The organism is Rhizobium sp. TBD182 (assembly GCF_001950375.1).
GTDB lineage: Bacteria > Pseudomonadota > Alphaproteobacteria > Rhizobiales > Rhizobiaceae > Agrobacterium > Agrobacterium tumefaciens.
In genome coordinates this window covers 1,005,175-1,016,070 of sequence record NZ_BDLN01000001.1, presented here as the reverse complement: position 1 = coordinate 1,016,070, position 10,896 = coordinate 1,005,175, and the positions used below count along the sequence as shown (strand labels likewise).

14 protein-coding genes are annotated in these 10,896 nt (G+C 59.8%); 10 read left to right on the top strand and 4 right to left on the bottom strand.

Features of this window, described 5'->3' with window-relative positions; all coding sequences use genetic code 11:
- Together T18_RS05160 and T18_RS05155 are read left to right on the top strand one after the other, a co-directional pair.
- Positions 1–445 (top strand): DUF1579 domain-containing protein (locus T18_RS05160; RefSeq protein WP_323455191.1); only part of this gene is annotated, 445 nt, incomplete at its 5' end.
- 100 nt (positions 446–545) lie between these two features.
- Entirely contained in the window at positions 546–1,328 is a 783-nt protein-coding gene (locus T18_RS05155; protein WP_025592729.1) for a VOC family protein, read from the top strand.
- Positions 1,329–1,374: 46 nt separating this feature from the next.
- On the opposite strand, the gene T18_RS05150 is transcribed toward T18_RS05155, so the two are convergent.
- Positions 1,375–2,271, bottom strand: coding sequence for a LysR family transcriptional regulator (locus T18_RS05150; RefSeq protein ID WP_025592731.1), 897 nt, complete (start codon positions 2,269–2,271; stop codon positions 1,375–1,377).
- A gap of 122 nt (positions 2,272–2,393) precedes the next feature.
- Here T18_RS05150 and T18_RS05145 point away from each other — a divergent pair, with 122 nt between their 5' ends.
- Positions 2,394–3,116, top strand: coding sequence for an SDR family oxidoreductase (locus tag T18_RS05145; RefSeq protein WP_038490210.1), 723 nt, complete (start codon positions 2,394–2,396; stop codon positions 3,114–3,116).
- Positions 3,117–3,141: 25 nt separating this feature from the next.
- Positions 3,142–3,399 carry an Atu4866 domain-containing protein gene (locus T18_RS05140; protein WP_198848186.1) on the top strand — a complete coding sequence of 86 codons (258 nt, stop codon included), beginning with the start codon at positions 3,142–3,144 and terminating at the stop codon, positions 3,397–3,399.
- 60 nt (positions 3,400–3,459) lie between these two features.
- On the opposite strand, the gene T18_RS05135 is transcribed toward T18_RS05140, so the two are convergent.
- Positions 3,460–5,022 (bottom strand): helicase HerA-like C-terminal domain-containing protein, encoded by a 1,563-nt coding sequence (locus T18_RS05135; protein WP_013635664.1) that lies wholly within the window; start codon positions 5,020–5,022, stop codon positions 3,460–3,462.
- 311 nt (positions 5,023–5,333) lie between these two features.
- Between T18_RS05135 and T18_RS05125 the strand changes: the two genes are divergently transcribed.
- Positions 5,334–5,726 carry a hypothetical protein gene (locus T18_RS05125; protein ID WP_003511926.1) on the top strand — a complete coding sequence of 131 codons (393 nt, stop codon included), beginning with the start codon at positions 5,334–5,336 and terminating at the stop codon, positions 5,724–5,726.
- Between the two features lie 9 nt (positions 5,727–5,735).
- On the opposite strand, the gene T18_RS05120 is transcribed toward T18_RS05125, so the two are convergent.
- Positions 5,736–6,167: a winged helix-turn-helix transcriptional regulator gene (locus tag T18_RS05120; RefSeq protein ID WP_038490213.1), complete on the bottom strand. Its 432-nt coding sequence runs from the start codon at positions 6,165–6,167 to the stop codon at positions 5,736–5,738.
- 103 nt (positions 6,168–6,270) lie between these two features.
- Here T18_RS05120 and T18_RS05115 point away from each other — a divergent pair, with 103 nt between their 5' ends.
- The 3 genes from T18_RS05115 (at position 6,271) to T18_RS05105 (ending at position 8,642) form a co-directional block, all read left to right on the top strand.
- Positions 6,271–7,029, top strand: coding sequence for an SDR family oxidoreductase (locus tag T18_RS05115; protein WP_038490216.1), 759 nt, complete (start codon positions 6,271–6,273; stop codon positions 7,027–7,029).
- A gap of 69 nt (positions 7,030–7,098) precedes the next feature.
- Positions 7,099–7,905, top strand: a complete 807-nt coding sequence (locus tag T18_RS05110) for an AraC family transcriptional regulator (protein WP_038490219.1) — start codon at positions 7,099–7,101, stop codon at positions 7,903–7,905.
- A 125-nt stretch (positions 7,906–8,030) separates the two neighbouring features.
- Positions 8,031–8,642, top strand: coding sequence for a LysE family translocator (locus tag T18_RS05105; RefSeq protein WP_038490223.1), 612 nt, complete (start codon positions 8,031–8,033; stop codon positions 8,640–8,642).
- A 21-nt stretch (positions 8,643–8,663) separates the two neighbouring features.
- Here the strand turns inward: T18_RS05105 and T18_RS05100 are convergent, their stop codons facing one another.
- Entirely contained in the window at positions 8,664–9,491 is an 828-nt protein-coding gene (locus T18_RS05100) for an aldo/keto reductase (protein WP_013635670.1), read from the bottom strand.
- Positions 9,492–9,677: 186 nt separating this feature from the next.
- Here T18_RS05100 and T18_RS05095 point away from each other — a divergent pair, with 186 nt between their 5' ends.
- Both T18_RS05095 and T18_RS05090 read left to right on the top strand, forming a co-directional pair.
- Positions 9,678–10,388, top strand: coding sequence for a helix-turn-helix transcriptional regulator (locus T18_RS05095; protein WP_038490226.1), 711 nt, complete (start codon positions 9,678–9,680; stop codon positions 10,386–10,388).
- 49 nt (positions 10,389–10,437) lie between these two features.
- Positions 10,438–10,806 (top strand): VOC family protein, encoded by a 369-nt coding sequence (locus tag T18_RS05090; RefSeq protein ID WP_038490231.1) that lies wholly within the window; start codon positions 10,438–10,440, stop codon positions 10,804–10,806.
- Positions 10,807–10,896: the final 90 nt, after the last annotated feature.

Here is a 10,896-nt window from a genome sequence, read left to right as displayed (position 1 = left end):
GATCGTCGGCGACTGGGTCATGACCGCCAGTTCCGGGCATGAGGGATACGATCCCCATGATCCCGCCCAGCGGTTCACCGAAACCGTCAGCTCCATCGGCGGGCTGTGGATCATCGGGCACGGCACCGGAAAGATGCCTGACGGGACGGAGATGACGGCTGTCATCACCGTGGGTTTCGACCCTGCCAAGGGCCATTTCGTCGGCACCTGGGTGGGGTCGATGATGACCAATCTCTGGGTCTACAAGGGCTGGCTGGAAGACGACGGCAAGACCCTGACACTCGAAGCGGAAGGACCGGCCTTTGACGGTTCCGGCCGCATCGATACCTATCGCGACGTGCTGGTGCTGCACGACGACAATAACCGCAGCTTTTCCGGCAGCGTCCGGCAGCCGGATGGCAGTTTCAAGACCTTCATGACATCGGAGTTCCAGCGCAAGGCGTGACGCCCCGCCGGAATTTGCCCGATCACGCCGAATAATGCGCTGCCGCGTCGCGCGGCGGCCGATCGCCAGAAAAATGACGCCATAACCCCGGAGAGATTCAATGTCCGATACACACGGAAAATTCATATGGGTTGAACTGATGACGCCTGACATGGAGCAGGGTGCCCGCTTCTACGGTCATGTCGCCGGCTGGCAGACCAAGGATTTCGGTTCGCCGGAAATGCCCTATCTGGTGCTGGAAGCCGATGGCAAAGGCATGGGCGGCATCATGGAACTGACCGAAGAACACAAGGGCCAGGGCATTCCTCCCAACTGGACCGGTTATGTCGGCGTTGACGATGTGGACGCCACGGCAAAACTTTTCGCGGAAAAGGGCGGTTCGGTCAGGCGTCCGCCGCAGGATATTCCGGAGATCGGCCGTTTCGCCGTGGTGGCTGATCCTTCCGGTGCGGTTCTGTGCATCATGACGCCGCTGCCGATGGAAACCGGCGGTTTTCCGCAGGAGACGCAGAACCTGCCGGGTCACGTCGGCTGGTACGAACTTGCCACCAACAATGTCGACGACGCCATAGCCTTTTACGGTGAGGTCTTCGGCTGGACCAAGGACCATGATTTTGACATGGGCGCAGAAATGGGCCCGTATCGCATCTTCGCCCATAACGGCAAGGTCGTCGGCGGCATGATGAAATGCATGGCGGGTGCGCCCACCTGTTATTGGGGTTATTATTTCAACGTCGACGGCATCGATGACGCCATCACCCGGGTCAGCACCGGTGGCGGCAAGGTCGTCAACGGCCCGATGGAGGTTCCCGGCGAGAGCTGGATCGTCAATTGCCAGGACCCGCAGGGCGCATTCTTCTCGCTCCTGTCGCAGAAGAAGTAAACCTTCTGGGCTGACATAACGATCTGCCGGAGGTTACTTCGGCAGATTACCGGTTTCTCGGTAGCCGAACGTGATCGATAAAGGCGCGGAGCTTCGGCGCAAGATGACGTCGATTGGGATAATAGAGATAAAATCCCGCAAAAGTCGGAGAATGGTCCTCCAGCATGGAAACAAGCTGGCCGCTCTCCAGGTAGGGACGGAAGGTCTCTTCCATGCCGAATGTGATGCCGGCGCCGGCACAGGCCAGCTTTATCATCAACTGCATGTCGTTGGTGGTGAAGTCCGGCTGGACAGCGACCGCGAATTCCCGGCCGTTTTCGGCAAATTCCCACCGATATGGCGCAACGTCCGGACGAGGCCGCCAGCCGATACATCTGTGATGGATCAGTTCGCGCGGCTGCGTCGGTAAGGTGACGCGATCTCGATATTGCGGGGAACAGACGGCGAGCTGCCGCTGCGGCCCGGAAACCGGAACGGCAATCATATCCTGCGCGATCAGCTCCCCCAGACGCACGCCGGCATCGTAATGTTCGGCGACGATATCGAATTCCTCATCCGTCACGACAATATCGAGTTGCACTTCCGGATGGATTTCAGCAAAGCGCGCCAGCAATGGCCCGGACAAGAAGCGCTCCGCTATCGAGGAAACGGCAAGCCGCAATTGCCCCCGAGGCATTCCACTCAGGGAAGAGGCGGCCTGTGTCGCTTGCATGAGGTTGCCGATGGATGGCGAAACATCGGCGTAAAGCTGTTGCCCCGCTTCCGTCAGGCTAACGCTGCGCGTTGTGCGCTGAACGAGCGCTATCCCCATCGTTTCTTCAAGCCTGCGGATGGTCTGGCTGACGGCTGACCGTGTTACGCCGAGCCTGTCCGCCGTAGCCCGAAAATTGCGTTCCTCGGCAACCATGCAGAAGGTGGAAAGCGCGTTGAGATCAACATTCATTGGTTAGTAAATCTATCCATGGAGGTTATAATTAAGGTAATTATCACGACAATGGCAAAGCTTTATCTTTCCTGCAACGGCCTCCTCTCGAAAAAGCGGGCCGTAAAGCCAAGGAGAAAGCCATGACATTGAACAAAGTTATTCTCATAACAGGTGCGTCGAGCGGGATAGGTGAGGGTATCGCCAGAGAACTTGCCGCTGCAGGCGCGAAACTGGTTCTGGGTGCGCGCCGCATGGACCGTTTGCAGGCTTTGGCCGACGAACTGCGCCAAACGGGCGCTGAGGTTGTCGTCCATCCCCTTAATGTCACGGAAAGGCAGAGTGTCGAGGATTTTGCCGAGGCGGGACGCAAGGCGTTCGGACGGATCGACGTCATCGTCAACAATGCCGGCATCATGCCACTATCGTTGATGTCGTCCCTCAAGGTCGATGAATGGGACCGCATGATCGACGTCAACATCAAGGGCGTGCTTTATGGCGTCGCCGCCGTTCTGCCTGAGATGACCGCGCGTGCTTCCGGCCACATCGTCAACATCGCTTCCATCGGCGCACTGGCCGTTTCGCCCACGGCTGCCGTTTATTGCGCGACGAAATTTGCGGTGCGGGCGATTTCGGACGGGCTGCGACAGGAAAACCGCGACCTGCGGGTCACCTGCGTTCATCCCGGGGTGGTGGAAAGCGAACTTGCCGACACCATCACCGATCCGGCCGCTGCGGAGCTGATGCAAAGCTACCGAGCCATAGCATTGAAGCCGGACGCCATTGGCCGCGCAGTCCGCTATGCCATCGAACAACCCGACGACGTGGACGTCAATGAAATCGTCGTCCGCCCGACCGCCGCATAGGGAGGATCGGGCCGTGAAAGGGAATATGGACAAGATGGCCCAGACCGAAAGCCACCCCTATATCGGCATGTGGGTCACCGGCGACGGCCATATCCGTCAGGAGCTTTTGCCTGATGGCCGCTACGACGAGGCGCGCGGCCAACGCAAAAGCGCCTATCAGGGGCGTTACGAGGTGAGGGGCAACCATATCGACTATTGGGATGATACTGGCTTTACCGCCGATGGCGAGTTCATCGACGATGTGCTTTACCACGGCGGCATGATTTTCTATCGCGAGCCTTGAACCGTCACGCTAACAGGAAAAAATCCGTCCGGCTGATCGAGGCCGGGCGGATTATCTGTTTTAACGCTTCAGGCTTCCCAGTATGCCGCGCACGATGGCGCGGCCCACGGATGTGGCAACCGAGCGGGCGGCACTTTTCATTGCCGCCTCGATCACGGTTTCGCGCTGATAACCGCTCGTCTTGCGGGCGCCGGTGGTGGAGGCCTTTGTGGGTTCCTCGTCGCCGAAACCGGGCAGGCGCCAGCGTCCCGAGGCACTGTCGGACTGGCTGGAGGCATTTTCCTCTTCCGCGCGCTTGGCGGCTTCGGCTTCCGCAGCCTTCTGGGCGCGTGCGTTGAGGATTTCAAAGGCCGATTCCCGGTCCACATCCCTGTCGTATTGACCGGCAAGCGGGCCGGTATCCATCAGCAATTTGCGCTCGGCATCGGTGAGCGGCCCGACGCGGCCCGAGGGCGGCCGCACAAGGGTGCGCTCGACGATGGAGGGCGCGCCCTTGTCATGCAGGGTCGAAATCAGAGCCTCGCCCGTACCGAGCGTGGTGATGATGTCGGCTGTGTTGAAGGCGGGGTTCTGGCGGAACGTATCGGCTGCGGTGCGCACAGCCTTCTGCTCGCGCGGCGTATAGGCGCGAAGCGCATGCTGCACGCGGTTGCCCAGCTGGGCAAGAACGGTTTCCGGCACGTCCAGCGGGTTCTGCGTCACGAAGTAGACGCCCACACCCTTGGAGCGGATAAGCCGCACCACCTGCTCTACGCGCTCGACGAGCACCCTTGGCGCGTCGTTAAACAGCAGATGCGCCTCATCGAAAAAGAACACCAGACGCGGCTTTTCCGGGTCGCCCACTTCCGGCAGTTCCTCGAAGAGCTCCGAGAGCATCCACAACAGGAAGGTGGCGTAAAGGCGCGGGTTCATCATCAGCTTGTCGGCGGCGAGAACTGAAACCGTGCCACGCCCGTCCGTGCCGACGCGCATGATGTCGGCAATATTCAGCGCCGGCTCGCCGAAGAAGTTTGCGGCACCCTGCTGTTCGAGAACCAGCAGCCCGCGTTGCAGTGAACCGACAGAGGTCTTGGAAATCAGGCCGAACTGGCTGGACAGCGCACTAGCATTCTCGCCCATGTAGTTGAGCAGCGATTGCAGGTCTTTGAGATCGAGCAGCGGCAACCCGCCCTGATCGGCGATCTTGAAGGCGATGTTGAGCACGCCTTCCTGGGCTTCCGAAGCATCCATCAGTCGCGCCAGCAGCAGCGGGCCCATTTCGGCAATGGTGGCGCGCACGCGATGGCCTTTTTCACCGTAGAGATCCCAGAAGATCACCGGCGATTTGCCATAGGAAAAATCCGTGAAACCGATCTGTTCGGCACGTTTCTGCACCCAGTCCTTGGTTTCGCCCTGGGCGGCGATGCCGGAAAGGTCGCCCTTGATATCGGCGCAGAAAACGGGAACGCCGGCTTGCGAGAAACCTTCGGCAAGAACCTGCAGGGTCACGGTCTTGCCCGTGCCCGTTGCGCCGGTGATCAGGCCGTGGCGGTTGCCGAATTTCAGCTCCAGATATTCACCCTTATTCAGGCTGTCGTCCGGATTGCGGCTGGTCCCGATATAGATCTGTCCGTCCTGCAACATCGACCATTTTCTCCTGCGACTGATGCATGCCCCTTAAATCGCGATCGATTTGAAGATGGTCATGTCCGAATTGAACTTTTACGGCACCCTCTGGCCGCTACTGCCAAAGCGGCCTTTTCATAGTATGGTTGTGATGATCTTATAAGGACAGTTTCAAGGCGCAACAACTGCTTGATGGCGATGAAGAAAAACCGCTTCATGAAAGTTGCCGCACCCGCCTGCCGCCCGCTTGAATGCGGCATGAGATTGTTTTACGTTGACGTTAACGTCAGTTATTCGGTGTTGGCGTCGTTTTTCAACAGGAGGCAAGAATGAACGAAGTCGTTGACCAGATCGCCGCAAAGGCGGGCATAGACCCTGCGCTGGCCGAAAAGGCTGTTGGCATGATTCTGGGTTTTCTCCAGCGCGAGGCGGCAGATGGTCCGATCGCCCGCATGATCGAAGCCATTCCGGGTGCCAGCGATCTCGTGGCACAGTATAATGGCGAGGGCGCTGGCGGCGGCGGTCTGCTGGGCGGATTGATGAGCGCGATCGGCGGCGGCGGCATCATGGGTCTCGGCCAGCAACTGATGAGCCAGGGCATCGGCATGAGCGAAATCACCACGCTCGCCAAGGAAACCATCGCCGTTGCTCGCCAGCACGCGGGCGATGAGACTGTCGATCAGGTGATCGCTTCGGTTCCGGGCCTCAGCCAGTTCGCGTAAGGCGACATTTTATTCGATAGCGGGGCGCGGCGGCTGTTCATTGAACCGGCGCCGCGCCTCTTCTATTTCCGCATGGTGGGTTTCCGCCCATATCCACACGCCGCAAAAGGCGCTGCCAAGGGTCTCTCCGAGAGACGTGAGGCCATAATCCACATGCGGTGGAATGACTGGGTGCACGGTGCGGCGCACCAGTCCGTCGCTTTCCATCTGCCTCAGCGTTTTCGTCAGCATCTTCTGGCTGATGGTGCCGACCAGCCTGCCGATCTGCGTAAAGCGAAGCGTGCCATGCTCTTCCAGCACCTCAAGGATCAGCATCGTCCATTTGTCCGCCACTTTCGCGATGATATCCTCAACCAGCGCCTCGATGACCGGATCGGTTTCCGTGGACGGCGGAGACTTGCGCCTGTTCTCGATCATGGGATCGGCGGCATACCGTTTCATCTCACACTCTCCTTTGGGTAAGTATAATTCTTTTGGGTGCCTACTTACGAATGGAGAGTATAGCCGCTAATTTCCCGTCATCCAACAGGCAGAGGATTTTTCGATGAAAACGACAGGCAACACCATTCTCATCACCGGTGGCGGCTCCGGCATCGGCCGGGCGCTGGCGGAAGCGTTTCACCGGCTGGGCAACAAGGTCGTCATTTCCGGCCGCCGTCAGAATGTGCTGGATGAGGTAACGGCCGCCAATCCCGGCATGGCCGCGATGGTCATGGACGCGACCGACGCCGAAGGCATCCGCTCTTTCGCCGACAATCTCATCAAGACACATCCGACGCTCAACGCCGTCATCAACAATGCCGGCATCATGCGGCCGGAGGACATCTCCTCGGCCCCGGACTATCTGGATACGGCGGAGGAAACCATCGCCACCAACCTTCTGGCGCCCATTCGCCTGACGGCGGCGTTGCTGCCGCATTTCCTCAAGCAGCCTGAAGCGACAGTGCTGACCGTATCCTCCGGCTTGGCCTTCGTGCCCATGGTGGTCACCCCAACCTACAGCGCCACCAAATCGGCCATCCATGCCTACTCGGTCGCACTTCGCGAACAGCTGAAAGAAACCTCGGTTGAGGTCATCGAAATCGTGCCGCCCTATGTGCAGACGACGCTGATGGGGGAAGGCCAGGCAAGCGACGAAAGAGCCATGCCGCTCGAGGCCTTCATTTCGGAAGTGATGGACATTCTCGGCGGTCGCCCGGATGAGAAGGAAGTGGTTGTGGAACGCTGCAAGCCGCTGCGTTTCGCCGCGCAGAACGGCAATTTCGATCAGGTGTTTTCGATGGTCAACGGCATGCATCCGTAAGACTCGGCCCTGTCTCGGACGCATCGCCTGTGATAGCGTGGCGCTCTTTAAAGGGAGCGCCAGCTTTTCATGGGCAGCCGTCAATTCCTCATGCCGAAAACCGCCATGCCCGGTATTGCTGCCGTGGTTGCGGATAGCGACCGCTCTTTTCCACGTCACATGCACGACCAGTTCGGCATCGGCCTTGTGGAGCGCGGCGCACAGAAATCGCTGAGCGGGCGCGGCATGGTGGAGGCTGAAGCCGGCCATGTCATCACCGTCAATCCGGGTGAGGTTCATGACGGCATTCCGCTGGGAGAGGGCGGGCGCGCCTGGCGGATGATCTATCTCGACATCGATATCGTGCAGGCCGCCATTGCCGATATCATCGAAAAGGATCATGGCTTTTTCGAATTCGCCTATCCGGTCGACATCAGGCCTCTGGCGGACCGGTTCCGTGCGCTTTTTTCAGCCGTGACGGCAACTGATCGCCCGGGTGACACCCTTCGCTGCGACGAGACCCTCCTTATGCTGCTCGTGGGTGCAATGGAAACGGTGGCAACACCACGCGAGACGGCAGCGCCCGATAGCATAAGACGGGCGAAAAGCAGGATCGATGACGATCCTGCCCTGCCATTGCGCCTAACCGATCTGGCGCAGGAGGCCGGCATGAGCCAGTTCCGCTTCCTGCGATCCTTCAGCAAGACCACGGGGCTGACGCCGCACAGCTACCTTTTGCAGCGACGCCTGCATCTGGCACGGGGTGCGCTGGCCAGGGGTGCTCCACCCGCAGATGTGGCGTTTTTCGCCGGTTTCTCCGACCAGAGCCATTTGAACAGGTTTTTCGTACGGCAGTTCGGAGTGACGCCCGCGGCGTATAGGGCGGCGGCTTCGTAGCGCAGGTTGGGGTAATAGGGCTACAGACGCGAGCCTCCAAGCCTCAACGCTGCAATTTCATCCAAGACCCCCGCGCCGGACACAGTCATGCTCCTGTCCTCCGTTCAACAGGACCTGCAGAATCCATGACGCCCGAATTCCTCATCACATCCCTGATCATCGCCGCTTCTCCCGGAACAGGCGTGGTTTACACGCTGGCCGCCGGCCTGTCCCAAGGGTCGAAGGCGAGCGTCGTCGCGGCTTTCGGCTGCACGCTCGGCATCGTGCCGCATCTGCTGGCCGCCATCACCGGACTTGCCGCCATTCTGCACGCGAGCGCCCTTGCCTTCGGCGTGATCAAATATCTGGGTGTCGCCTACCTGCTCTACATGGCGTGGAACACGCTTCGGGAAGATGGGGCGCTGAAGATCGACGACAAGCAGGAGCACCGCAAGGCAGGGCGGGTCATCGGTGAGGCTATCCTCATCAATCTCCTGAACCCGAAACTGTCGATCTTCTTTTTTGCTTTCCTGCCGCAATTCATCGCGCCGGAGGAGGTTTCTCCGACGTGGCGCATGGTCGATCTCGGGCTGATCTTCATGGCCATGACGTTTCTGGTCTTTGCGCTTTACGGCTGTTTTGCCGCCTCGGTCAGGCGGCAGGTTGTGGCGCGCCCGGCCGTACTCACCTGGCTGAGACGCAGTTTCGCCGCCGCGTTTGTGGCGCTCGGGGCGAAACTGGCGTTGACGCAGCGGTGAGACCGGACCGGGTTCACGCAGTCAATCGTCCCAGTCGGGCGCGAGGTGACCGGGGTTGACGATGCGGCCATCGGGTTTGGCAAGCGCGTGGATCGCCTGCATTTCCTCTTCCGAGAGCGCAAAATCGAAAATGTCGAAATTCTCCTTGAGGCGGCTTTCGGTTGCGGTCTTGGAAAGCGCCACGACATCCGGCTGCTGCACCGCCCAGCGCAGCGCCACCTGTGCGGCCGTCTTGCCGTGCCTTGCACCAATATCCTTCAGAACCGAATCGTCGGGCACCTTGCCATCCGCCATCAGATAATAGGCAGTGACCGAAAGCCCGTGTTTGCGCGCGGCCGCAATCACCTTCGTCTGGTCCAGATAGGGGTGGTATTCGATCTGGTTAGTGGCAAGCGGCGTGTCGGAGAGTTTGACCGCCTCTTCCGTAAGCGCCACGTTGAAGTTGGAAATGCCGATATTGCGCACCTTTCCGGCCTTGCGCACGTCGTTCAGCGCGCCGATCCTTTCCGCCAGCGGCACATCGCTTTTCGGCCAGTGCAGCAGCAGGAGATCGACATAATCCGTCTTCAGCTTTTGCAGGCTTTCATCGACGGAGGCGAGAAAATCAGCGTGGCGGTAGCGGTCCACCCAGACCTTGGTGGTCAGGAAAATATCGTGCCGGGAAATGCCGGACTTTGCGATCACTTCGCCAACCGCACCTTCATTCTTGTAGATCTGGGCCGTATCGACATGGCGGAAACCGAGTTTCAGCGCCTCCGGCAAAATGCGCCTGATATCCTCTTCCGGAATGCGGAAGGTGCCGAAACCGAGGGCGGGAATGTTCGCGCCATTCGCGTTGACGTCATACATGCATGTCTCTCCTGTTTATTGCAAACATGGCCGGCAAGGACTGCCGGATGGGGAAGCGGTCTTTTATTAACTGGTGTCCGCGCCATTGGTTTCAAGCGTCTCGCCATTGCGAGGCGCTGTGCGCGAGGCTACCAGTCGATGGCGAAACGTCGTAGATGGCATGATCGGAATGTGGAGGAACCACGCGTGTCGCGCTCACAACGGCTTCTTGATCTGTTGCAGATCCTGCGCGCCCACCGCATGCCGGTCAGCGGTACGGCGCTGGCCGCTCAAACCGGCGTCAGCCTGCGCACGCTTTACCGCGATATAGCAACGCTTCAGGCGCAGGGTGCTGACATCGAGGGCGAGGCGGGTGTGGGTTATGTGCTGCGTCCCGGTTTTTTGCTGCCGCCGCTGATGTTTTCGCAGCAGGAGATCGAGGCGCTTGTGCTCGGGTCGCGATGGGTCGCGGGCCGTGCCGATGAGGGGTTGGCGCAGGCCGCCCGCGCAGCACTCGTCAAGATCGCCGCCGTTTTGCCCGATGCCCTGCGTGAGGAGCTCGATAATTCCACCCTGCTTGTCGGCCCCGGGCAGGCCATGGCCACCATCCACGTCGATCTCGTCGCCATTCGCGATATTATTCGCAAGGAGAGCAAGGTCGTGATGACCTATCGCGACGAGAAGGGAGAATTGACGGAGCGGGTGATCTGGCCCTTCGCGCTCGCTTTTTTCGATCTGGTGCGGGTGGTGCTGGCATGGTGCGAGACGCGGCAGGATTTCCGCAGTTTCCGGGCCGACCGCATCGAGAGCTTCAACCCTCTGGACAAGCGTTATCCCCGCCGCCGCCAGTCCCTGCTGAAGGAGTGGCGCGAGCGGGAAAAACAGCGACGGCAACAAAATCATGCTGACAAAAACTGACAGCACGGGGGTCTAGAACCTGTTCATCCGCAACTCAAGGAGAACAGCCATGACCCACCCCGATTTCACCATTCTCTACGTCGACAACCCGCCGGCCAGCACGGAATTTTATAAAGCCCTGCTCGGCGCAGAGCCGGTCGAAGCCTCTCCGACATTCTCCCTTTTCGTGCTTCAAAACGGCATGAAGCTCGGCCTCTGGTCGAGGCATACGGTGGAGCCGAAGGCATCGGTCACGGGCGGTGGCGGCGAGCTTGCCTTCCGCGTCGAAAGTGATGCGCAGGTGGATGAAGCCTTCGCCGACTGGAAGACAAAGGGCATCGCCATTTTGCAGCAGCCCGGCACGATGGACTTCGGCTACACATTCACTGCGGCCGACCCCGACGGCCATCGTCTGAGGGTCTACGCCTTCGCGGGTTAGAGATAATGCGTTGAGGCCGATTGGCTAAATAGTGTCGTAGCCATGTCGTACTCTAAGCTCTCCTCATCCCTGTGCTTGTCACAGGGATCC